At 68.6% G+C, this 22116-nt stretch carries 24 protein-coding genes; 4 read left to right on the top strand and 20 right to left on the bottom strand.

What is annotated here, in order from left to right; all coding sequences use genetic code 11:
* The 19 genes from nuoL to ACZ6WN_RS02985 form a co-directional block, all read right to left on the bottom strand.
* Complete coding sequence (gene nuoL, locus ACZ6WN_RS03075) at positions 1-1866, bottom strand: NADH-quinone oxidoreductase subunit L (RefSeq protein ID WP_465862621.1); 1866 nt, start codon at positions 1864-1866, stop codon at positions 1-3.
* Positions 1860-2165 carry an NADH-quinone oxidoreductase subunit NuoK gene (gene nuoK / locus ACZ6WN_RS03070; RefSeq protein WP_008356449.1) on the bottom strand — a complete coding sequence of 102 codons (306 nt, stop codon included), beginning with the start codon at positions 2163-2165 and terminating at the stop codon, positions 1860-1862. The genes nuoL and nuoK overlap by 7 nt, the downstream gene beginning before the upstream one ends.
* Complete coding sequence (locus ACZ6WN_RS03065; RefSeq protein WP_465862620.1) at positions 2162-2866, bottom strand: NADH-quinone oxidoreductase subunit J; 705 nt, start codon at positions 2864-2866, stop codon at positions 2162-2164. Before ACZ6WN_RS03065 ends, nuoK begins: the two co-directional genes overlap by 4 nt.
* Positions 2863-3402 (bottom strand): NADH-quinone oxidoreductase subunit NuoI, encoded by a 540-nt coding sequence (gene nuoI, locus ACZ6WN_RS03060; protein ID WP_350713447.1) that lies wholly within the window; start codon positions 3400-3402, stop codon positions 2863-2865. The genes ACZ6WN_RS03065 and nuoI overlap by 4 nt, the downstream gene beginning before the upstream one ends.
* A complete protein-coding gene (gene nuoH, locus ACZ6WN_RS03055; protein ID WP_465862619.1) occupies positions 3399-4736 on the bottom strand; it encodes an NADH-quinone oxidoreductase subunit NuoH in 1338 nt (445 codons plus the stop codon). Before nuoH ends, nuoI begins: the two co-directional genes overlap by 4 nt.
* Positions 4682-6886: an NADH-quinone oxidoreductase subunit G gene (locus ACZ6WN_RS03050; protein WP_465862617.1), complete on the bottom strand. Its 2205-nt coding sequence runs from the start codon at positions 6884-6886 to the stop codon at positions 4682-4684. Before ACZ6WN_RS03050 ends, nuoH begins: the two co-directional genes overlap by 55 nt.
* Positions 6865-8178, bottom strand: coding sequence for an NADH-quinone oxidoreductase subunit NuoF (gene nuoF, locus ACZ6WN_RS03045; RefSeq protein ID WP_465862615.1), 1314 nt, complete (start codon positions 8176-8178; stop codon positions 6865-6867). The genes ACZ6WN_RS03050 and nuoF overlap by 22 nt, the downstream gene beginning before the upstream one ends.
* Positions 8171-8917, bottom strand: coding sequence for an NADH-quinone oxidoreductase subunit NuoE (nuoE, locus tag ACZ6WN_RS03040; protein WP_465862613.1), 747 nt, complete (start codon positions 8915-8917; stop codon positions 8171-8173). Before nuoE ends, nuoF begins: the two co-directional genes overlap by 8 nt.
* Positions 8914-10227, bottom strand: coding sequence for an NADH-quinone oxidoreductase subunit D (locus tag ACZ6WN_RS03035; protein ID WP_465862612.1), 1314 nt, complete (start codon positions 10225-10227; stop codon positions 8914-8916). Before ACZ6WN_RS03035 ends, nuoE begins: the two co-directional genes overlap by 4 nt.
* Entirely contained in the window at positions 10224-10856 is a 633-nt protein-coding gene (locus ACZ6WN_RS03030; RefSeq protein ID WP_465862611.1) for an NADH-quinone oxidoreductase subunit C, read from the bottom strand. The genes ACZ6WN_RS03035 and ACZ6WN_RS03030 overlap by 4 nt, the downstream gene beginning before the upstream one ends.
* The gene (locus tag ACZ6WN_RS03025; protein WP_160025681.1) at positions 10853-11407 is read right to left on the bottom strand and encodes a NuoB/complex I 20 kDa subunit family protein; all 555 of its coding nucleotides are present in this window, start codon (positions 11405-11407) and stop codon (positions 10853-10855) included. The genes ACZ6WN_RS03030 and ACZ6WN_RS03025 overlap by 4 nt, the downstream gene beginning before the upstream one ends.
* A 1-nt stretch (position 11408) precedes the next feature.
* Positions 11409-11765 (bottom strand): NADH-quinone oxidoreductase subunit A, encoded by a 357-nt coding sequence (locus ACZ6WN_RS03020; RefSeq protein ID WP_091043014.1) that lies wholly within the window; start codon positions 11763-11765, stop codon positions 11409-11411.
* 207 nt (positions 11766-11972) lie between these two features.
* Positions 11973-13037 (bottom strand): hypothetical protein, encoded by a 1065-nt coding sequence (locus ACZ6WN_RS03015; RefSeq protein ID WP_465862609.1) that lies wholly within the window; start codon positions 13035-13037, stop codon positions 11973-11975.
* Positions 13038-13208: 171 nt separating this feature from the next.
* Positions 13209-14273 (bottom strand): hypothetical protein, encoded by a 1065-nt coding sequence (locus ACZ6WN_RS03010; protein WP_465862608.1) that lies wholly within the window; start codon positions 14271-14273, stop codon positions 13209-13211.
* 207 nt (positions 14274-14480) lie between these two features.
* Positions 14481-15131 (bottom strand): HD domain-containing protein, encoded by a 651-nt coding sequence (locus ACZ6WN_RS03005; RefSeq protein ID WP_465862607.1) that lies wholly within the window; start codon positions 15129-15131, stop codon positions 14481-14483.
* A 54-nt stretch (positions 15132-15185) separates the two neighbouring features.
* A complete protein-coding gene (locus tag ACZ6WN_RS03000) occupies positions 15186-16187 on the bottom strand; it encodes a hypothetical protein (protein ID WP_465862605.1) in 1002 nt (333 codons plus the stop codon).
* Positions 16188-16376: 189 nt separating this feature from the next.
* Positions 16377-17048, bottom strand: a complete 672-nt coding sequence (locus ACZ6WN_RS02995; RefSeq protein ID WP_465862604.1) for a hypothetical protein — start codon at positions 17046-17048, stop codon at positions 16377-16379.
* Positions 17049-17067: 19 nt separating this feature from the next.
* Entirely contained in the window at positions 17068-17757 is a 690-nt protein-coding gene (locus ACZ6WN_RS02990; protein ID WP_465862603.1) for a demethylmenaquinone methyltransferase, read from the bottom strand.
* A gap of 38 nt (positions 17758-17795) precedes the next feature.
* The gene (locus tag ACZ6WN_RS02985) at positions 17796-18377 is read right to left on the bottom strand and encodes a hypothetical protein (protein ID WP_465862602.1); all 582 of its coding nucleotides are present in this window, start codon (positions 18375-18377) and stop codon (positions 17796-17798) included.
* Positions 18378-18483: 106 nt separating this feature from the next.
* On the opposite strand from ACZ6WN_RS02985, the gene ACZ6WN_RS02980 reads away from it, so the two are divergent.
* The 4 genes from ACZ6WN_RS02980 to ACZ6WN_RS02965 are packed head-to-tail and all read left to right on the top strand — an operon-like array spanning position 18484 to position 21170.
* A complete protein-coding gene (locus ACZ6WN_RS02980; RefSeq protein ID WP_465862601.1) occupies positions 18484-19734 on the top strand; it encodes an isochorismate synthase in 1251 nt (416 codons plus the stop codon).
* A gap of 9 nt (positions 19735-19743) precedes the next feature.
* Positions 19744-20235: a hypothetical protein gene (locus tag ACZ6WN_RS02975; RefSeq protein ID WP_465862600.1), complete on the top strand. Its 492-nt coding sequence runs from the start codon at positions 19744-19746 to the stop codon at positions 20233-20235.
* A 24-nt stretch (positions 20236-20259) separates the two neighbouring features.
* Positions 20260-20892 carry an MBL fold metallo-hydrolase gene (locus tag ACZ6WN_RS02970; RefSeq protein ID WP_465862599.1) on the top strand — a complete coding sequence of 211 codons (633 nt, stop codon included), beginning with the start codon at positions 20260-20262 and terminating at the stop codon, positions 20890-20892.
* Entirely contained in the window at positions 20892-21170 is a 279-nt protein-coding gene (locus ACZ6WN_RS02965; protein ID WP_465862597.1) for a YciI family protein, read from the top strand. The genes ACZ6WN_RS02970 and ACZ6WN_RS02965 overlap by 1 nt, the downstream gene beginning before the upstream one ends.
* 26 nt (positions 21171-21196) lie before the next feature.
* On the opposite strand, the gene ACZ6WN_RS02960 is transcribed toward ACZ6WN_RS02965, so the two are convergent.
* Positions 21197-22042 (bottom strand): GH25 family lysozyme, encoded by an 846-nt coding sequence (locus ACZ6WN_RS02960; protein ID WP_465863509.1) that lies wholly within the window; start codon positions 22040-22042, stop codon positions 21197-21199.
* Positions 22043-22116 lie beyond the last annotated feature (74 nt).

Genomic DNA, 22116 nt, shown 5'->3' with positions numbered 1-22116 from the left:
TCAGCTCACCACGATCAGGGCCAGGGCGACGAGGACCGTGCCACCGAGGACGGAGAGGGCATAGGAACGTACGTAGCCGGTCTGCGCCTTGCGGAGCTCACCGGCGATCGCCGCCAGGGCGATCGGGCCACCGCTCATCAGGCCGTCGACGGCGTACTTGTCGACCGCGAGGGTGCCGCGGGTGATCGCCATCCCGGGCGGCACCACGACGTCCTCGACGTGCGGGACGTGCAGGTAGGGAGTCGGCTCGGTCGTGATCGGGCGACGCCCGAAGACGAACCCGGCCGCCGCGACCCCGATCGCTACGACGAGCACCGCGAGGACGGAGGTCGCCCACACCGGGAGCGGACCGTGGTGCTCGGCGTGGCCGATCGCGACCACCGGCTCGAGCCAGTGCTCGATCCAGCCGCCGAGCGCGAAGACGCCACCGAGGACCGACAGCGCGGCGAGGACGACGAGCGGCCCGGTCATGATCCGCGGCGACTCGTGCGGATGTACGCCCTCGGGCCAGCGCTTGCGGCCGAAGAAGGCGAGCATCATCAGGCGGGTCATGTAGAACGCGGTCACACCGGCGGCCAGCAGGGCGATGATGCCGACCAGCCAGCTGTCGGCGAAGGCGACCTCGAGGATCTTGTCCTTGGACCAGAACCCGGCGAATCCGGGGAAGCCGATGATGGCCAGGTAGCCCATCGAGAAGGTGAGGAACGTGACCGGGAGCGCCCGGCTCAGGGCGCCGTAGTGCTTGAGGTTCACGTCGTCTTTCATGCCGTGCATCAGGGAGCCGGCGCCGAGGAACATGTTGGCCTTGAAGAAGCCGTGGGTGAGCAGGTGGAAGATCGCGAACGCGTAGCCCGGCCCGCCCAGCCCGGCGGCCAGCATCATGTAGCCGATCTGGCTCATCGTCGAACCGGCCAGGACCTTCTTGATGTCGTCCTTCACGCAGCTCACCGCGGCACCCCAGATGATCGTCACCAGGGCGACGACCACGACGGCGGTCGAGGCGGCCTCGGCGGCGTCGAAGATGACGCTGCTCCGGACGATGAGGTAGACGCCCGCGGTCACCATCGTCGCCGCGTGGATCAGCGCCGAGACGGGGGTCGGGCCCTCCATCGCGTCCAGCAGCCAGCCCTGCAGCGGCACCTGGGCCGACTTTCCGCAGGCGCCGACGAGGAGCAGGATGCCGAGCCAGTTGAGGGTGGTCGTGGTGGTGTCGCCGATGTCGATCGCCGAGAACGACGTCGACCCGAAGGTGACGAAGCAGAGCGCGATCGCCAGGCTCAGGCCCATGTCGCCGACGCGGTTCATCACGAACGCCTTCTTGGCGGCGGCCGCCGCGGACGGCTTGTGCTGCCAGAAGCCGATCAGCAGGTAGGACGCCAGGCCGACGCCCTCCCAGCCGAGGAAGAGGCCGACGTAGTTCTCCGCCAGCACCAGCATCAGCATCGCGGCGAGGAACAGGTTGAGGTAGCCGAAGAACCGGGTGCGCCGCTCGTCGTCGGCCATGTAGCCGACCGAGTAGACGTGGATCAGCGTGCCGACGCCGGTGATGAGCAGCAGGAACAGGCTGGAGAGCTGGTCGTAGAGCAGGTCGAACCCGACGCTCAGGTCACCGGTGTCGAACCAGGTGTAGAGGTGCTGGACGACCTGCCTGCTCTCCTCGTCGCGGCCGAGAGCGGCGATGAAGAGGACCAGCGAGAGCACGAAGGAGGCACCCGCGAGCCCGACCGCGAGCCAGTGCCCGATCCGGTCGAAGAGTGCCGGCGCCAGCGGGCGCCCGATCAGGATCAGCGCCGCGCCGGCCAGGGGCAGCGCGATGACCAGCCAGATCAGCGAGAAGACGCCGCTGGCCTCGACAGGGTTCACCACTTGAGCATCCTTGGCTCGTCGACCGAAGCCGTGTTTCTGGTGCGGAAGATGGTCATGATGATCGCCAGCCCGACGACCACCTCGGCGGCCGCGACGACCATCACGAAGAACGCGGTCACCTGCCCGTCGAGGTTGCCGTGCATCCGGCTGAACGCCACCAGGGCCAGGTTGGCCGCGTTGAGCATCAGCTCGACGCACATGAAGACGACGATCGCGTTTCGCCTGGTCAGCACCCCGATCGTGCCGATCGTGAAGAGGATGGCGGACAGGATGACGTACGCCGTGGTGTTGTCGGTCATGCGTCCTCTCCCTCGTCCGTTCGGCCGCCGGCGAGGATGGCCGGGACCGACTTCGTGCTCTGCGACCCGTCCGGCAGCAGCGCCGGGGTGTCGTTGCTGTTGTGCCGCGCGAAGGTGCCTGGTGGAGGCAGCGGGCCGAGGTGCTTGCCGCTCTTCGCGTAGTCGGCGACCCGCTTCTGGGCGAGGTCGGTCTGGCTCTGCTTGGGGTCGATCCGCTCCCGGTGTGCCAGCACCATCGCGCCGATCGCGGCGGTGATCAGCAGCGCGCTGGTCGCCTCGAAGGCGATCACGTAGCGGGAGAAGAGGAGGTCCGCGAGGCGCTGTACGTTGCCGCCCTCGTTGGCGCTGGACAGCCCGCGCATCGTGGCGATGCTCGCCTGGCCGACGCCCGCGATCAGCGTGGCGCCGAGCCCGATCCCGAGGACGACGGCGAGCACCTTCTGCCCCGCGATCGTCTCCTTGAGCGTGTCGGAGGTGTCGACGCCGACCAGCATGATCACGAACAGGAACAGCATCAGGATCGCGCCGGTGTAGACCACGATCTGCACCGCGAACAGGAACGGCGCCTCCAGGGTCGCGTAGATCATCGCGAGCCCGACCATGACGACCGCCAAGGACAACGCGGCGTGCACGGGTTTGCGCGCGAACAGGAGGCCCATCGCCGCGATCACCGTGACCGAGGCGAGGATCACGAAGCTCATCTGGCGGACTCCTTGGGCTCCGGTGCGTAGTAGGAGGTGTCGTCGTTGCCGAGGAACATCGGGTGCGGAGGCGCCTCCATCCCGTCCTCGAGCGGGGCGAGCAGGTCCTGCTTCTCGTAGATCAGGCTCTCGCGCGAGGTGTCGGCGAGCTCGTACTCGTTGGTCATCGTCAACGCCCGCGTCGGGCAGGCCTCGATGCAGAGCCCGCACAGGATGCAGCGCAGGTAGTTGATCTGGTAGACGCGGCCGTAGCGCTCTCCCGGCGAGTAACGCTCCTCCTCGGTGTTCTCCGCGCCCTCGACGTAGATGGCATCGGCCGGGCACGCCCACGCGCACAGCTCGCACCCCACGCACTTCTCCAGCCCGTCGGCGTGCCGGTTGAGCTGGTGCCGTCCGTGGAAGCGCTCCTCGGTCGGCTCCTTCTGCTGGGGGTACTGCTCGGTGACCGGCTTCTTGAACTGCGTCCCGAACGTCACCGCGAACCCGCTGACCGGGTCCCAGAAACGCTCCTTGAACGAGCGGTCGTCGTTGCTCACTTGGCCTCCTCAGGAGAGGGAAGAATGCGGACGCCGTTGGTCGTCGGCGGCGGGCCGAAGACGAGCGGCTGAGCGGCACCTCGTACGGCCCCGCCCTGCGGCAGCGTGGGGGTCGGGAAGCCACCGGACGGCGTGGTGACCTGGGCCTCCTTCTCCGGGAGCCGGTTGAGGAAACCGAGCACGACCACGACCGTGGCGACCAGCCCGAAGCCGAAGAGGAACCAGTTGGGGCTGAAGCCGCCCTCGATCGCGGCCATCTTGATCACCGCGACGACGACGATCCAGGCGAGGCTCGCCGGCAGCAGGACCTTCCAGCCGAGCGACATGAACTGGTCGTAGCGCAGCCGCGGCAGGGTGCCGCGCAGCCAGATGAAGACCCAGATGAAGAAGAACATCTTCAGGAAGAACCACAGCACCGGCCAGTAGCCCTCGTTGGCGCCGGCCCAGAGGGTGCCGAGGCCGAGCGGAGCCCGCCAGCCGCCGAGGAACAGCGTCGTGGCGAGCGCGCTGACGGTGGCCATGTTGATGTATTCGGCGAGGAAGAAGAGCGCGAACTTCAGGCTGGAGTATTCGGTGTGGAACCCGCCGACCAGCTCACCCTCGGCCTCGGGGAGGTCGAACGGCGCGCGGTTGGTCTCGCCGACCATCGAGATGCAGTAGATCAGGAAGGACGGCAGCAGCAGCGCCCCGAACCACCAGTCCTCCTGCGCCGCGACGATCTGGCTCGTGGAGAGGCTGCCGGCCATCAGGAAGACGGTGACGAGCGCGAGGCCCATCGAGACCTCGTAGGAGATCATCTGGGCGCTGCTCCTGAGCCCGCCCAGGAGCGAGTAGGTGGAGCCGGAGGCCCAGCCGCCGAGCACGATCCCGTAGATGCCGATGCTGGCGATCGCCATCACGAACAGCACCGCGACCGGCATGTCGGTCAGCTGCAGCGGCGTCTGCACACCGAAGAAGTTGACCTCCGGACCGAACGGGATCACCGAGAACGTCACGAACGCGGGCACACAGGCCAGGATCGGCGCGGTGATGAAGACGATCTTGTCGGCCTTCTCCGGCGTCAGGTCCTCCTTGAGCGCCAGCTTCACGCCGTCGGCCAGCGACTGGAGCAGACCGAACGGTCCGTGCCGGTTGGGCCCGATGCGGTGCTGCATCCGAGCCACGACCTTGCGCTCCCACCAGATGTTGAACAGCGTCAGCACGACGCAGACCACGAAGACCAGCAGGACCTTGATCGCGATGATCCACCACGGGTCCTGGCCGAACTGCTCCAGCCCGTTCACTGTGCCCCCTCCACGCTCACGGTCGACCCCGGCGAGGCCAGATCGGCCCATACGCCGCGCCCGAACGAGTTGGTCGGCACCCAGATCGTGCCGTCGGCCAGCTCCGCCGGAAGCGCCGGAAGCGTCCAGCTCCCCCGGTCACCGGTGATCGTCACAACGTCGCCGACCTGCGCATGGAGCGCAGCCGGGATCCGTACGAAAGCGGGTCGGGCGGTCGCCGCCAACGCCTTGTCCCCCCTCTGCAACGTCCCGTTGTCGAGCATCAACCTCCACGTCGAAACCCGATACGCCGAGAGGTCAGAAATCGGCGCCGAGGAGGCGATTTCTGACGCCGAGGCGTCGGTTGTTGACGTCGAGGGGTCGATTTCTGTGCCAAGAACTGACTCTTCGGCGATGATCTTGAGGAGGTCGGCGTCGGTGTAGGCGCCGGGCTTGTCGAAGACCTTCTCGAAGGGGCGACGGCGGCCTTCCCAGGTGACGAAGGTGCCGGCCTTCTCCGAGGCGGTCGCGACCGGGAGTACGACGTCGGCGCGCTCGGTCACGGCGGTGATCCGCTGCTCCAGGCTGACCACGAAGCCGGCCTGGTCGAGGGCGGCCAGGAAGGCCGCCGGGTCGGCGGTGTCGTCGGGGTCGACGCCGCCGATCAGGAGGGCGTCGAGTCCGGCGTGGACGATGGCCTCGGCATCGAGGCCGCCGTCACCGGGCAGCAGGTCGGCCTCGACCGCACCCCGGTCGCCGGCACGGCGCGGCACCCAGGCGAGCCTGGCGCCGGTGCGGTCGGCGAGCTCGGCAGCGGCGGAGTAGGCGCCGGGGCTGGTCGCCAGCCGCTCGCCCACCAGGATCACCGAAGCCTCGGTGACCCCGCTGACCTGCGACAACGCGTCCTTCTCGGCACCGGGAGCGGTGAGGATGACCTCGGCTCCGAGCTTGCGGGAGCCCTCCGAGGCGTACGGGCTGAGGGTGGTGATCCGCAGGCCGTTCCGGTTGGCCTTGCGCAGCCGCAGGAAGAGCGTCCCGGCCTCGTCCTCGGGCTCGAGGCCGGCCAGGACGACATGGTCGGCGGCGTCGAGGTCGGCGTAGGTGACGCTCGTCCCGGCCACGCGCGTGCGCAGGAACTCGGTCTCCTCCTCCGACAGTGGACGGGCACGGAAGTCGAGGTGCGGCGTGCGGAGCGTGTCGCGGGCGAACGTGGCGTACGCCTTGGCGTCCTCCAGCGTCAGCCGGCCACCGGGCAGCACGCCCACCGAGCCGGCACCGGCCAGCCCGGCAGCGGCGACGGCGACGGCCTCGAGCCAGGACGCCGGCCGGAGCTCGCCGTCCTCACGGACCATCGGCGAGGTGAGCCGGTCGCGGACGGCGTAGCGGAAGCCGAAGCGGTCCTTGTCGGAGATCCACTCCTCGTTGACCTCGGGATCGTTGCCGGCGAGGCGGCGCATGACCTTGCCACGGCGGTGGTCGACCCGGATCGCGGCGCCGCAGGCGTCGTGCTCGGCGATGCTCGGGGTCGAGACCAGGTCGAAGGGCCGAGCCCGGAACCGGTAGTCGTCCGAGGTCAGCGCACCGACCGGACAGATCTGGATGACGTTGCCGGAGAAGTAGGACGAGAACGGCTTGTCCTCGGCGATGCCGATCTGCTGCTGGGCGCCACGCTGGATCAGCGCGATCCCCGGGTCGCCCGGGATCTCGGCGGCGAAGCGGGTGCAGCGCTGACAGACGATGCAGCGCTCACGGTCGAGCAGCACGTTGGGCGAGAGGTTGATGGGCTTGGGGAACGTACGCTTCGTCCCCTCGAACCGGGTCTCACCCTGGCCGTGGGACATCGCCTGGTTCTGCAGCGGGCACTCGCCGCCCTTGTCGCACACCGGGCAGTCCAACGGGTGGTTGACCAGGAGGAACTCCATGATCCCCTGCTGTGCCTTCAAGGCGGTGGAGTTCTGCGTCTCCACCACCATGCCCTCGGCGACGGGGATGGTGCAGGAGGCCTGCGGCTTCGGGAACCCGCGGCCGTTGCCGGCGTCGGGGATGTCGACCAGGCACTGCCGGCAAGCACCGACGGGCGCGAGCAGCGGGTGGTCGCAGAAGCGCGGGATCTCGATCCCGGCCTCCTCGGCCGCCCGGATCACCAGCGTGCCCTCGGGCACGGTCACGTCCTGGCCGTCGATCTTGACGGTCACATCGGTCACTGCACTGCCTCCGCCCATGCGGTCGACTTCCTGGCGTCGAAGGGACAGCCACCCTGCTCGAGATGAGCCAGGTACTCGTCCCGGAAATACTGGATCGAGCTCGTGATCGGGCACGTCGCACCATCGCCCAGCGCGCAGAACGAGCGGCCGAGGATGTTGTCGCACTGGTCGAGGAGCAGGTCGAGGTCCTCGGGCTTGCCGTCACCCTTCTCCAGCCGCTCCAGCACCTGCACCAGCCACCAGGTGCCCTCGCGGCACGGGGTGCACTTGCCGCACGACTCGTGCTTGTAGAACTCCGTCCACCGCAGCACCGCGCGCACCACGCACACGGAGTCGTCGAAGATCTGCAGCGCGCGGGTGCCGAGCATCGAGCCGGCCGCGGCCACCCCCTCGAAGTCGAGCGTCACGTCCAGGTGCTCCTGGGTGAACAGCGGGGTCGAGGAGCCACCCGGGGTCCAGAACTTCAGCTCGTGACCCTCCCGGATCCCACCGGCCAGCTCGATCAGCTTGCGCAGCGTGATGCCGAGCGGCGCCTCGTACTGGCCCGGCTTCTTGACGTGGCCGGAGAGCGAGAAGATGCCGACGCCGGCCGACTTCTCGGTGCCCATGCCGGCGAACCAGTCGGCGCCGTTCTTCACGATCGCGGGCACCGAGGCGATCGACTCGGCGTTGTTGATCACCGTCGGGCTGGCGTAGAGACCGGCGACGGCCGGGAACGGCGGGCGCAGGCGGGGCTGACCGCGGCGTCCCTCGAGCGAGTCGAGCAGCGCGGTCTCCTCACCACAGATGTAGGCCCCGGCACCGGCGTGCACGACCAGCTCGAGGTCGTAGCCGGAGCCGTGGATGTTCGTGCCGAGATGGCCGGCCTCGTAGGCCTCACGCACCGCGGCTCGCAGCCGCCGGATCACGTGCAGCACCTCGCCGCGTACGTAGATGAAGGCCCGCTCCGCGCGGATGGCGTAGGAGGAGATGATCACGCCCTCGACGAGGGTGTGCGGACTCGCCATCATGAGCGGGATGTCCTTGCAGGTGCCCGGCTCGGACTCGTCGGCGTTGACCACCAGATAGCGCGGCTTGGGGTTCTCGGGGTCGGCCGGCGGCAGGAAGCCCCACTTCACCCCGGTCGGGAACCCGGCGCCACCGCGGCCGCGGAGCCCGGAGTCCTTCACCATCGTCTGTACGTCCTCGGGGGCCATCCCGAGCGCGACGTCGAGCGCGTCGTAGCCGCCCCGCTCGGCGTAGGCGGGCAGCGTCCAGGCTCGCTCGTCGCCCCAGTTGGCGGTCAGCACCGGCGTGAGCGTGTCAGTCATCGGACGCCTCCTCGGCGATCGTCTCCGACTCGGCGCGACGGGTGTCGGCCACCTCGACGGCCTCGGGCAGCTCCTGCGGAAGGTCCGCAGAACCGTGCGCGTCACCGGGCGCGGCCCAGCCGCGCTCGCGGGCGAGGTCCAGACCGACCAGTGATGCCGCTCCGGCGGCAGGCCCCTCGTCGACGAGCCCGTCCTCGAAGCCGGCCAGGACCCGCTCGGCCTCGCGCCAGCTGGTGATCCGGGCGCCACGGGAGGCCACGACCTCGCGGCCCTCCTGCAGGTCCTCCACCAGTTGGAGCGCCGACTCAGGCGTCTGGTTGTCGAAGAACTCCCAGTTGACCATCACCACCGGCGCGTAGTCGCAGGCCGCGTTGCACTCGATGTGCTCGAGCGTGATGCTGCCGTCCGCCGTCGTCTCGTCGTTGCCGACCTCGAGCTTCTCGCGCAGGCAGGCAAAGATCTCGTCGCCGCCCATGACCGCACACAGCGTGTTGGTGCAGACCCCGACGTGATGAGTCCCGACAGGGTGACGCTTGTACATCGTGTAGAACGTCGCGACCCCGCTCACCTCGGCCGGGGTCAGGCCCAGGACCTCGGCACAGGCATGGATGCCCTCGGGCGTGACCCGTCCCTGCACCGACTGCACCAGGTGGAGCATCGGCAGCAGCCCGGACCGGGCCTGGGGATAGCGGGCCGCGATCTCGCGCAGCTCGTCGTAGGTCTCAGCAGCGAGCGTCATCGGTCGACGCCTCCCATCACCGGGTCGATGGACGCGATCGCCACGATCACGTCGGCCACCATGCCGCCCTCGGACATCACGCTCGTGGCCTGCAGGTTGGTGAACGACGGGTCCCGGAAGTGGACCCGGTAGGGCTTGGTGCCGCCGTCGCTGACCACGTGGGCGCCGAGCTCTCCGCGCGGCGACTCGATCGCGGCGTACGCCTGGCCGGCCGGGACCCGGAAGCCCTCGGTGACCAGCTTGAAGTGATGGATCAGGGCCTCCATCGACTCACCCATGATGTGGCGGATGTGGTCGAGGGAGTTGCCCTGGCCGTCGGGGCCGACGGAGAGCTGCGAGGGCCAGGCGATCTTCTTGTCGGCCACCATCACGGGGGCACCGTCGAGGTCCTTGAGCCTCTTGAGGGCCTGCTCCATGATCCGCAGCGACTCCCACATCTCGGCCAGCCGGACCCGGAACCGCCCGTAGGAGTCACAGGTGTCCCAGGTGATGACCTCGAAGTCGTAGTCCTGGTAGCCGGAGTAGGGCTGGGTCTTGCGCAGGTCCCACGGATAGCCCGTGCTCCGCAGGATGGGGCCGGTCAGACCGAGGGCGAGGCAGCCCTCCAGGTCGAGGTAGCCGACCTGCTCCAGGCGGCCCTTGAAGATCGGGTTGGCGTTGCAGAGCGCGGCGTACTCGGTCAGGCGCTTCTTCATCAGCTCGATGAACTCGCTCACCCGCGCGACCGTGCCCTCCGGCACGTCCTGGGCGACACCGCCGGGCCGGATGTAGGCGTGGTTCATCCGCAGACCGGTGATGAACTCGAACAGGTCCAGGCACAGCTCCCGCTCGCGGAACCCGATCGTCATCACGGTCAGCGCGCCGAGCTCCATGCCACCGGTCGCGATCGCCACCAGGTGGGAGGAGATCCGGTTGAGCTCCATCAGCAGGACCCGGATGACGTCGGCCTTCTCCGGCACCTCGGCGCCGATGCCGAGCAGCTTCTCCACCCCGAGGACGTACGCCGTCTCGTTGAAGATCGGCGAGAGGTAGTCCATCCGGGTGACGAAGGTCGTGCCCTGGGTCCAGGAGCGGAACTCCATGTTCTTCTCGATGCCCGTGTGCAGGTAGCCGATCCCGGCACGCGCCTCGGTGACGGTCTCGCCCTCGAGCTCGAGGATCAGCCGGAGCACCCCGTGGGTCGAGGGGTGCTGCGGGCCCATGTTGACGACGATCCGCTCGTCCTTGACGTCCTTGAGGGCGTCGGTCAGCTCGTCCCAGTCCTGGCCGGTGACGGTGAACGTACGTCCCTCGTCTTCTGTCGTCGTCATGAGTAGCTCCTCCGGGTGTCCGGCGGCGGGATCGTCGCGCCCTTGTATTCCACCGGGATCCCGCCCAGCGGGTAGTCCTTGCGCTGCGGGTGGCCCGGCCAGTCGTCGGGCATCAGGATCCGGGTCAGTCCGGGGTGTCCGTCGAAGACGATCCCGAACATGTCGTAGGTCTCGCGCTCGTGCCAGTCGAGCGTCGGGTAGATGCCCACCGCGCTCGGCACGTGCGGGTCCTCGTCGGGGGCGCTCGTCTCGACCCGCACCCGGCGGTTGTAGGTCATCGAGAGCAGGTGGTAGACCGCGTGCAGCTCTTTGCCCTGGTCGTCGGGGTAGTTCACGCCCGAGACGCCCGAGCACAGCTCGAAGCGCAGCTCGTCGCGGAGCACCTGCAGGGCCTCGAGCAGCCGCTCGCGGCGTACGTGGAAGGTCAGCTCGCCGCGGTGGATGACCGCCTCCGCCTCGGTGAAGGCGAGGGCGTCGGCGATCTCCTTGAACCAGCCGCCGTACGGCTGGACCCCGACGTCGCTGGTGCGGCTCGGCATCGCGTGCTGGCGGGTGAGACCGCCGTAGCCGCTGGTGTCGCCGGTGTCCGCCACCCCGAACATGCCACTGGGGTCGTGACGATCGTTCACCGCAGGAGTCCCGTCTGGTCGATCAGCGGCAGCTGGCGCAGGGCCGCGGTCTCGTTGGCGACCTCCTCGCGCTCGGCGTTGACGCCCAGCGAGCCGCCCTGGATCTTGTCGTGGAGCTTGAGGATCGCGTCGATCAGCATCTCGGGACGCGGCGGGCAGCCGGGGAGATACATGTCGACGGGCACGATGTGGTCGACGCCCTGGACGATCGCGTAGTTGTTGAACATCCCGCCGCTGCTGGCGCAGACGCCCATCGCGAGCACCCACTTCGGCTCGGGCATCTGGTCGTAGATCTGGCGCAGCACCGGCGCCATCTTCTGGCTCACCCGGCCCGCCACGATCATCAGGTCGGCCTGCCGCGGACTCGCGCGGAAGACCTCCATGCCATACCGGGCGAGGTCGTACTTCGGCCCGCCGCTCGTCATCATCTCGATGGCGCAGCAGGCCAGCCCGAACGTCGCCGGCCACAGGCTGGCCTTGCGGAAGTAGCCCGCCAGGCCCTCGACGGTCGTGAGCAGAACCCCGCTCGGGAGCTTTTCTTCGAGACCCATGTCAGTCCCAGTCCAATCCGCCGCGGCGCCACACATAGGCGTACGCCACGAACACCGTCAGCAGGAACAGGCCCATCTCCGCGAGGCCGAACCATCCCATCGCGTCGAACCTGACGGCCCACGGGTAGAGGAAGATGATCTCGATGTCGAAGATGATGAAGAGCATCGCGGTGATGTAGTACTTCACCGGGAAGCGACCGCCCAGCGCTTGTGGCGTGGCCTCGATCCCGCACTCGTAGGGATCCGCCTTGGCCTGGTTGGCGCGACTCGGTCCGACGACCGAGCTCATCACCACCGAACCGACCGCGAAGAGCGTCGCCAGTCCCGCCAACGCGAGCACCGGCACGTAGAGCTCCATCTCGCCTCCTACCCTGAGCGGCCCACCCCTTCTTGAGACTTTGTGAATAGAATCACAATGTGGGCCAACTCACATCCTGCCACTCCTGTGACGGATTGCAAGTGGGTTGCCGAAATGGCGCGCGCACTTTCTCGCCGAGGTCGAAATGTGCACCTGCATCCGGCGGCAAACGCTTGCACAACCACGCCACGGCGGGGTTGTGACGGCTCAGACTTGGGCGCTGGCGGCCGGCGCCGGCGTGTCGATGAAGACTCGAGGAATCACGACGATCCGCTTCTCGGCATCGAGCAGTTGCGCGGGACTTCCGTCGGCGTTCGTCTGCATCACTTCGTACGTCACGGTGTGCGCGGTCATCCGCCGCTGCTTGAGCCACCCCTGGTGCCAGGCGACGCTTCCCCACGGTCCCTGGATCTCGAGCGACTCGCCCACCGAGCCGCGGATGGTGGCGCCGAGCGGGTACATCCCCGGCATCCATTGCTCGGCGCCGACCAGCCGGGACAACGGCCCCAAGGCGCCGAGCACCGCGAAGTAGATCGCGCCTCGGTAGAAGCCCGAGGTGACGAAAACCAGGACGACGAGAATCCCGATCGCCGACGTCAGGAGTGGCGAGAACCCGATCCGTTCCCGCATCCAGGCGTAGACGAGCCGCCGCCGCATGGCCCGGTCCACCTCGATGCGCACTCCCGACAACGGCGGCTCGATGGATCCTCTGCCGCTCGCCGTCTCCAGCTCTCGTCGGATCACCGGGCCGATGAGAGCGGCCGGGAGGTCGATCGACCCTGCGATCTCGTCCGGTCCCGCGGGGAGATAGGACGGCACCAGGTGCCCCCGATGCGGCTGCCGACATCTCACCAGCACCGGACCGACGTCGGCCCGGGTCAGTCGCCACCAGGGGTAGAAGACCATCCGACTGGTCGTGCGTATCCCCAGACCGCTCCCCGTCGCCCACGCCGTGAGCACTGCCCCGACCGGGTAGTCACGCCGCACCGCGCGTCGCACGGTCCACAGCGGCACCGCCAGCTGGAGCACGAGGATCGTGCCTCCGAGGATCGCTGCCGTCACAACCCGGAAGGTGTCGCCGATGGCGCCCGGGTCGGGGAGAGACCCCGCGAACCAGACCGCACCCGCCACCATCGGCGGCAGCACCAGCGCCGCGAACAAGTAGCCCGGATCTCGCAACCGCAGCCCTACGAGGGCCCGCCCCACCTGGCGCTGATCCTCAGCCGTGACGGTCCATCCGGTCACCGAACCCGGCACCACATCCATGTCCACCACGGCCTCCTCGACATCGCCGCAGCTCGGCCACCGCAGCGTAGGGGAAACCCGGGGCGTGATCCGGAGACCCGGGACAGAACCCCACATATGAGCGAAAGCTACGTACGCCCCGCGCCCAGGTCGTGCCAGAACTCCACATGTGCGCGGATGTTGCGGGGTTGTGGTGGCTCAGGCTTCGGCGCTGACGGTCTCCGCCGGCGTGTCGAGGAAGGCTCGGGGGATCACAACGATCCGCTTGTCGAGGTCGGTCAACCTTCCATCGGGGCCGACCTGCACCATCTCGTACGTCACGATGTGCTTGTTCATCCGGCGCAGCTTCAACCATCCTGGAGGCCAGGCAACGCTTCCCCACGGTCCCTGGATTTCGAGCCACTGGCCCATCGAGCCGACGACGCTGGCACCGACGGGGTACATCCCGGACATCCGGCCCTCCCCGGACAGCAGCCAGAGGAGGGGGTTGAGCAACACCATCACCAGCCAGACGATCGCCATCCGGTAGGAGCCACCGGCCAGTAGTAGCAGGATGTTGAGCGCAAACACAGCCGAAAGCAACCACGCCATGATGCCGAACTGCGCTCGCAGCCACGCCCGCACGAGCCGCCGCCGCAGCGCACGGTCGACGACGATCGGCTCCCCGAGCATCGGAGTCTCCACCGATCCCCGGCCTGCCCGCGCCGCCAACTCGCGTCTGATCGCCGGCCCGATGAGCTGGGCCGGGAAGTCGACCGACCGCGCCACCTCATCAGGCCCGGCCGGAAGATACGCCGGTAGTGCCAGCGCCTTCGGGCCATCCTGCCGACACCGCACGAACACCGGCCCCACCTCGATCTGCGTCAGCCGCGACCAGGGATAGAAGGCGAGTCGCCTGAGCGTACGCATGCCCAACCCGCTCTCCGTCGCCCATGCGACGAGAGTGGCGCCAACAGGGAACTCGCGCTCCACGCGGCGAGAGACTTTCCACAGCGGCGTCATCAGCGAAAGCGCTAGGAAGACGACTCCGACAGCGGCCATCATCCCGTGTTCGACGGCCTCGCCAACCAGTCCCGGACCAAGACCCGGATCATGCATGCCGAACCAGAGGGCGCCAGTCAGCAACAAGGGCAGACCCAACGCGAGGACCCAGTAGGCCCAGCTCCGCAGCCGCATCCCTACCATCGCCCGCTTGAGCCGACGCTGGTCGTCGATCGTGACGATCCAGTTCGTCACCGATCCTGGCACCACATCCACGTCCACGAGCGGCTCCCCTCAGCACCACGGACTCCAGAGTCGGGCGCAGCGTAACCGATACCCGGGAGGGAATATCCCCGTTTGTCGACGACTCGATGGGGCCGCCGGGCGCCGACGCACAGAAACGCGCAGAAACCTGCCGAGTCGGCCCGTCCTCACCCGAAATCTCGCCGAGTCGGCTCGTTATGACGAGCCGACTCGGCGGGGCTGGGGTCAGCCCGGGTCCGGGCGGATCCAGCCCTTGGCGAGCCCCGCGCGGACGATGGCGTCGGTGGCCTCACCGAGGGTGGTCGAGGCGGCGACGACGCCGGCCTCACGGGCGCGGACGCGGGACTCGGTGGCGCCGGGCATGCTCCAGGTGCCGCCTCGGTTGAGCCAGTTGAGGAGCATCGGCTCGAGGCGGTCCATGGCCTTGCAGAAGCGCGCCTCGGGCGTCTGGGCGGCCTCGAACTCGTCCCACAGGGCGCGGATCTCCCCCGCCTGGTCCGGCGGCAGCATCGTGAAGAGCCGGTCGGCGGCGGCGAGCTCACGCTCGACCTGGTCGACGACGGCGGCCGGGTCGAAGACCGGGCTGTCACCGGCGTAGATCTCCACCATGTCGTGGATGATCACGAGCTTGATCGCGTGCCCGACGTCGATCGGCTCGTCGGCGTACTCGGCCAGCAGCAGCACCATCAGGGCCAGGTGCCAGGAGTGCTCGGCGTCGTTCTCGCGACGGTCGGCCGCGGCCAGCGGGGAGGCACGCAGGATCGTCTTGAGCCTGTCGGCCTCGGCGATGAACTCCAGCTGGGACCGCAGTCGTCCCGAGATCGCCTCCGGCAGCGGGTTCAGGTCGATGATCAGATCCTCGTGAGTGTCAGCCATGCCCTGACCCTCTCATCCACCCGGAACCGAGCACACACGTCACCCACAGCAGTGTCACTGACCTGCGGAACCACCTTCCGCCTCCACGAACTGTGTGCCGAGCGGGCGGCATCCGAGCCGCCCCAGGACGTCATCGGGAACCAATGCCGCCGGAAGGGTCTCGCGAGTCATCGACTGGACCGGGTGCGGGTAGGTGAAGGCGCTTCCCCGAACCCGAGACCCCTGAAGCATCCTCCAAGAGATCACCTGCTCGTCCCACGCAGTCAGCACCCTCATGCCCACGTCCTCGATCTGCAGCGATGCGCTGAATCCGACAGGAAAGAGCGCCCGAACCTGGCGACGCGTCAGCCACCAGGGCGTCCAGACATTCAAGGCAACGAGGACCGGGAGCAGAAGGCCCGTCGCCCTCACGTCGTACCCGTCCAGGATCATCACGATCACGAACCCCATCTGTCCCAGCGCAGCGACGGCGAGGAGAACCTGCGTTGCCAGCATCTTCGGTTCGAGGATCAGCGCCAACCAGGCGTCGTGTGCCAGTCTCCGTTGGGAGTCAGCCGTCACGACCCAGGTGCGTGGCTGCCTGAGCGCGGTGCCGCGCGGGAACCCAACCGGGGTCGGTGACGGCGCCTTGCCGACGACCGGAAGCCCGATGCGTAGGAGCACGTCGTCTGCCACAAGCGCTCGGGGCACCCACACACTCAGCTCGGGCATCAGCCCAGGGAGGGACTGGTCAGGGCGTACGGCCAGCCGATCGGGAATGCCGAGCACACCGGCGTTGCTCCGCGCACCCCCGATCTGGTCCCAGCGCCACGATGTCTCCCCGAGAGCATTCGCGATTCGAAAACCGCGGTCGTCAACCGCCGAGAAGACAGCCTGGCCAACCGGGTAGGCAGCGACGATCTGTTTGGCGATGGCCGATCTGTGGGCGATCAGCCACATCACAGAAGCAAGAAGGCCAAGCATCCCGAGCACAAGCAGCCAGATCCGGTCCAGCATGCCGATGCTTCCTGCGTCGCCGTCCAGGACCCACAGGATGACGAGGACCAGCCAAGCCACGACAGCGATCAGAACGTGACGTATGAGCGTTGCTCGTGTCCAGAGCGAGAGCCGTCTAGCCGACCGGATGAGTTGCCGCTGACCCTTCCAAGTCACGTTCCATGAGTGCACCACAGACGGAGTGTGACCGAGCGCGGGCCGGCGTACAGCGGAATCCGGAAACCCCGAGGGGTTTGTCGAGCAACTCGGTCAGCGAGCCGGCAGGGCGCGCTTGGAGCGGCTCACGTAGGCCGATCCCTCCGGGCCGACGACGGCGTAGGAGTCGCCCAGGCGGGAGTTGTACTCCAGGTGGGCGCGGCCCCAGAACATCCCGATGCGGATGCCGCCGTACATCCCCGGGGCGGTGAACCAGGCCTCGTCGGGGCCGCCCTCCTCGGAGATGAGCCGGACGTCGAACGTACGCAGCTGGTGGTCGCCACGGAACTCGGCGGTCAGCTCGGCGAGCGTCGTGTTCACGTGGTGGTTGACGGCCTCGAGGTTGTCACCGAGCGGGGTGCCGGGGCGGAAGTAGGGGTCGAGCATGTCGAGCAGGTGCTCGTGACCGCGTCGCCTGGCGAGCTGGTAGGGCGTCTCACCGTGGGCCGTGGGCAGGGACCTGACCCCACCCAGCGAGAGCAGCTCCTGCACGGTCTCGCGCGGCGCACCGAGGTAGGCGGCGTGGTGGAGCGGCGTGAACATCGACTCACCGCCGATCTTCCAGGTGTTGACGCCGACGGTGTAGTCGTTGCGCACCTGCGAGAGCGCCCGGCGCCAGTCGCCCTGCGCGGCCGCGTCGGTGAGTGAGTCCCTGGCCTTGACCGCTGCGGGCCCGTAGGCCTCGCGAGGCATCAAGATGCCGTCCCATGGCAACGTGGAGGTCATAGTTGAACTTTCGCAGAGATCAGGCGGTTGCGTGATGAAGTGCGACGATTCCACCCGAGAGATTCGTCCAGCTCGGAGCCTGCCAACCCGCCGCGGAGAGCATGTCGGCAAGGCCCGCCTGGTCGGGCCATGCCCGGATGGACTCGGCGAGGTAGACGTAGGCGTCCGGCGAGGACGATACCGCCCGGGCGACCGGCGGCAGCGCCTTCATCAGGTATTCCACGTAGACCGTCCGGAACGGCTTCCAGGTCGGGTGCGAGAACTCGCAGACCACGATCCGGCCACCGGGGCGGGTGACCCGGCGCAGCTCACGCAGGCCGGCCGCCGGGTCGACGATGTTGCGCAGCCCGAACGAGATCGTGACCGCGTCGAAGGTGGCGTCGCGATAGGGCAGCCGGGTGCCGTCGCCGGCCGTGAACGGCAGGTGGGGCTTGGCCTTCTTGCCGACCTGGAGCATCCCGATGGAGAAGTCCGTCGGGACCACCTCGGCGCCTGCGTCCAGGAACGGCTGGGACGAGGTGCCGGTGCCGGCGGCGAGGTCGAGCACGAGCTCGCCGGGCTTCGGGGCGACGGCCTTGATGACCTCGCGTCGCCAGCGGCGGTCCTGGCCGAGCGAGAGAACGTCGTTGGTGACGTCGTAGCGCTTGGCCACGGCGTCGAACATCCGACGGACCTCGCCGGGCTGCTTGTCCAGATCTGCTCGGGTCACGGGCTGATTCTGTCTCGGGTCTGTGTCCGGAACCGAACTCAGGCGAGCTTCTCGAAGATCTCGTCGGCGTACTTCGCCGCGTCTTCCTTCGAGGCGGCGGTCGCCTGGACGGTCAGGTCGTCGGACGCGTGCGAGCAGGTCGCCTGGGTCTGACCGGTCGACTGGTCGGAGCTGGAGTAGCAGACGTTGTCGCGCACCTTGGAGACCTCGCCACCGCCGTAGTAGGCGCTGCCGTCACCGGCGAAGGCACGGATCATCACGGACTTCTTCATGTCCTTGGTGATGTAGGTGCGCGAGGCCATCGAGAAGCCGAGGGCGTCGGACACGTTGCGGTCCTCGGTCTTCGAGCTGGCCGCGTTCTGCTTGATGAACAGGTCCAGCTGCTCCTCGGACGCACCCTGCTTCTTGATCACGTCGAGGTCGTAGGAGGACTTCTTGTCCGCCGGCTTGTAGCCGCCCGGCAGCGTCTCCGGGAGCGTGATCTTCACCCCCGAGTGGGAGTCGGAGTCGCCAACCCACCGTGGCAGGCCTACGCCCAGCACGACGAAGAGGGCCAAGGCGATGATGCCGAGGGTGATGCCGTTCTCTGCGATGAACGACTGCTCTTTGTTGGTACTCACGCCAGCGCACGCTACAACCCACATGGTGATAGATGGCAACTGGGGCGGATGCCACATACATCACTTCGACTCGTCCTCGCCGACACCACGCCGATACCCTGGGGGTGTGAGTGAGTCTGAGCAGCGGTCCCTGGTAGCCACCACCGTGGCCCTCGATGCCGGGTCGGAGACGCTCGACGACCTGCTCGCGCTGCTGCCCGCCCGCCGGCGCGTGCTGTCCTGGGTCCGCCACGGCGAGGGCCTGGTCGGCTGGGGCACCGCCGCCGAGATCCGTACGTCCGGACCGGAGCGGTTCGCGCACGCGGCCAAGTGGTTCGAGGAGCTGGCCGCGGTCTCGACGGTCTCCGACCCGGTCGGCGTGCCCGGCACCGGGCTGGTCGGCTTCGGCTCCTTCGCCTTCTCGGACCTGCCGGGCTTCTCCGTGCTCAAGGTGCCCGCGGTGGTCGTCGGGAAGCGTGGCGACGTCGCCTGGGTGACCACCGTCGGCCCCGCCGCCTCACCGCCTCCTCCGCTGGCGCCGGCGCCGGAGCCGGAGGCGCCGCGCGACGTCGTCTTCGCCGATGCATACGTCGACGGAGAGCACTGGATGCGGATCGTCGCCGACGCGGTCGGCCGGCTCCAGCACGGCGACCTCGACAAGGTCGTCCTCGCCCGCGACCTGCTCGCCGCGGCCGGCGCCCCGATCGACATCCGCGCCGTGCTGCGGCGGTTGGCCGCTGCGTACCCGACCTGCTGGACGTTCCACGTCGACGACCTCTTCGGCGCGACCCCCGAGCTGCTCGTCCGCCGCGAGCGCGGCCTGGTCACCTCCCGCGTGCTCGCGGGCACGATCTGGCCGACCGGCGAGGAGAACCTCGACTCGGCCCTCGCCGCCTCCCTGGCCGAGTCCTCGAAGAACCTCGAGGAGCACGAGTACGCCGCCAGGTCGGTCGCCGACGCCCTGGAGCCGCATTGCTCCTCGATGAACGTGCCCGAGGCCCCCTTCGTGCTCAAGCTCCCCAACGTGATGCACCTGGCCACCGACATCACCGGTGTGGCCAGCGACGGGGTGAGCTCGCTCGACCTGGCCGCGGCCCTGCACCCCTCCGCCGCCGTCGGCGGCACCCCGCGCGAGGACGCCGTCGCGCTCATCGCCGAGATCGAGTCGATGGAGCGCGCCCGCTACGCCGGCCCGGTCGGCTGGATGGACGCCTCCGGCGACGGCGAGTGGGGCATCGCGCTGCGCTCGGCCGAGATGATCGACGACCGCACCGCCCGCCTCTTCGCCGGCTGCGGCATCGTCGCGAGCTCCGACCCGGAGACCGAGCTGGCCGAGACCCAGGCCAAGTTCGTCCCGATCCGCGACGCGCTGTCTTAACCTTCGGGCATGGAGAACTCGGACGGTCTCATCCGCACCGCCCTGCGCGAGGGAGAGGAGAACGCCGACCGGCTGGCGCGCACCCAGCTGCTCCTCGTGCCGGTCCTGATCGTCGCGATGATCTCGGTGCCGGCCTACCGGATCGTCCACGACGACGGTGAGGACGGCGACAGCTACGGCTTCTGGTCGGCGATCGCATGGTTGGGCGACCGGCCCGACGATGCCCCGGGCGCCTACAAGCTGCTGGTCGTCGCCGCGGTGCTGACGATCCTCTTCGCCGTGGCGGCCGCGGCGATGGGTCTCTACTTCGCCTACTCCCGGAGCAACCACCCCGCCGTCGAGATCGGGATCGCGATCGTGTCGGGGGTGCTGCCGAGCGCCATCGCCGTGATCGGCGTGGTCGCGCTGCCCGAGGACTCCGCGGTGCAGATGGGCTGGGGCGTATTCCTTCCGGTCTTCCTCGGTCTGTGGCTCGCCAACATGGTCCGCTCCGACGTCTAGCTCGCCCGCGATAGATTCGGCGGCATGAGGATCACGAAGTTCGGCCATGCCTGTGTCCGGATCGAGCACGACGGGGCGGTGGTGGTCGTCGATCCGGGCGTGTTCACCCAGCCCGAGGCGCTGGACGGCGCCACGGCGGTGCTGATCACCCACGAGCACCCCGACCACTACGCCCCGGCACTCCTGGAGGGCAACGACGCGCCGATCTACACCATCGGCGCGGTCGCGGCGCAGATCCAGAAGGGTGCTCCCGCGGTCCACGAGCGGACCACGGTGGTGAAGCCGGGTGAGTCGTTCGATGCCGGGCTCCCGGTCACCGCGATCAACGAGAAGCACGCGGTCATCCACGCCGACCTGCCCCACTTCGACAACTCGGGCTACCTGATCAGCGCCGGCGACCAGACGCTATTCCACCCGGGCGACGCGCTCGACGGCCCGGGCCGGGCGGTGGACGTACTCTTTCTGCCCGTCTCCGCGCCGTGGGCCCGCTCGGCCGAGCTCATCGACTTCGCCCGCGAGGTCGGCGCCTCCCGGACGGTCGCGATCCACGACCGGGTCTACTCCGAGGCCGGATCCAGCATCTTCGACACCCAGGCGGCCGCCCTGATCCCGGCCGAGCGCGGCTACGTGCGTCTCGCGGACGGGGCTGACCTCTGATGGCCCTCGTCGTGGTTTTGTACGCCTACAACGACCTCCCCGACGTACGCGCCGAGCATCTCGACGCCCATCGCGGGTTCCTGGCGAGCCAGGACAACCTGGTGCTCTCAGGCCCCACCTCCGACGGCTCCGGCCTGCTCGTCTTCGAGGGCGAGATCGCCACCGTCGAGGCGACCGTGGACGACGACCCGTTCCTCGCGGTCGGGCTGATCAAGGAGCGCCGCATCTTCGAGTGGACCCCGGTCCTCGGTTCCTGGAAGGCCCAGCTGGGCCTGTGAGGACCGGGGGTCCGCCCCCGACGTGATCACCCCCGGGCGAGCGCCTGCAGGCGGTCGTACGCGCCGTTGAACGTGTTCTGGTCCAACGGCGAGGAGGTGTACTGCCAGAAGGTGTAGTAGCCCCAGCCGGCCGGCAGGGTGCCGGGCGTGCTGGCGTAGCGCGCGATCCAGAGCGGGTGGGCGCTGGCGAACTGCGAGGTGTTGCCGGTGCAGGTCGTCCACCAGTCGGTGGTCGTGTAGATGACCGCGTCGCGGCCGGTGCGGGCGCGGTAGCGGTCCAGGAAGGCCGCGATCCACGAGCGCATCGAGGCCTGGGAGAGGCCGTAGCAGGTGCCACCGGAGTAGGGGTTGTACTCGATGTCGAGCACCCCCGGGAGCGTCTTCCCGTCCGCCGACCAGCCGCCGCCGCTGTTGACGAAGTAGTCAGCCTGCGCCGCGCCACCAGAGTCGGACGGGTTGGCGAAGTGGTAGGCGCCGCGGATGAAGCCCTGGTTGTAGGACCCGTTGTACTGCTGCGGGAAGTAGGTGCTGTTCTTGTAGTAGGTGCCCTCGGTCGCCTTGATGTAGGCGAACCGCTTCCCCTGACCCCACCAGTAGGCCCAGTCGACGTTGCCCTGGTGGCCGGAGACGTCGATGCCGCTCACGGTCGCCTGGGCGGTGATCGGTGGGGCGTTCTTGGTGCCGCCCTCGGCGTCGGAGCCGGGCGTCGACCAGCCGACGTACGCCCCGTGCTCGAGGGTGACGCCGTGGGACCTCGCCTTCTGGGTCAGCCGGCGGTCGTCCTTCTCGGCGGCACCTGCGGCACCGGCGGACTGGGTCGGGGAGAGGGAGATGGCGAGGAGGAGACCGGCGGCTATCGCGGTCACTCTCATGGATCTGCGGCGCGAAGGACTCATGGGGCTGCCTTTCCCGAGGAGGAGACGTGCACTGAGAAGCATCGTGGCTG

The organism is Nocardioides sp. NPDC054178 (assembly GCF_055585005.1).
Note: the sequence above shows the minus strand (reverse complement) of the source record. Positions and strands in the feature narration are given on the sequence as shown.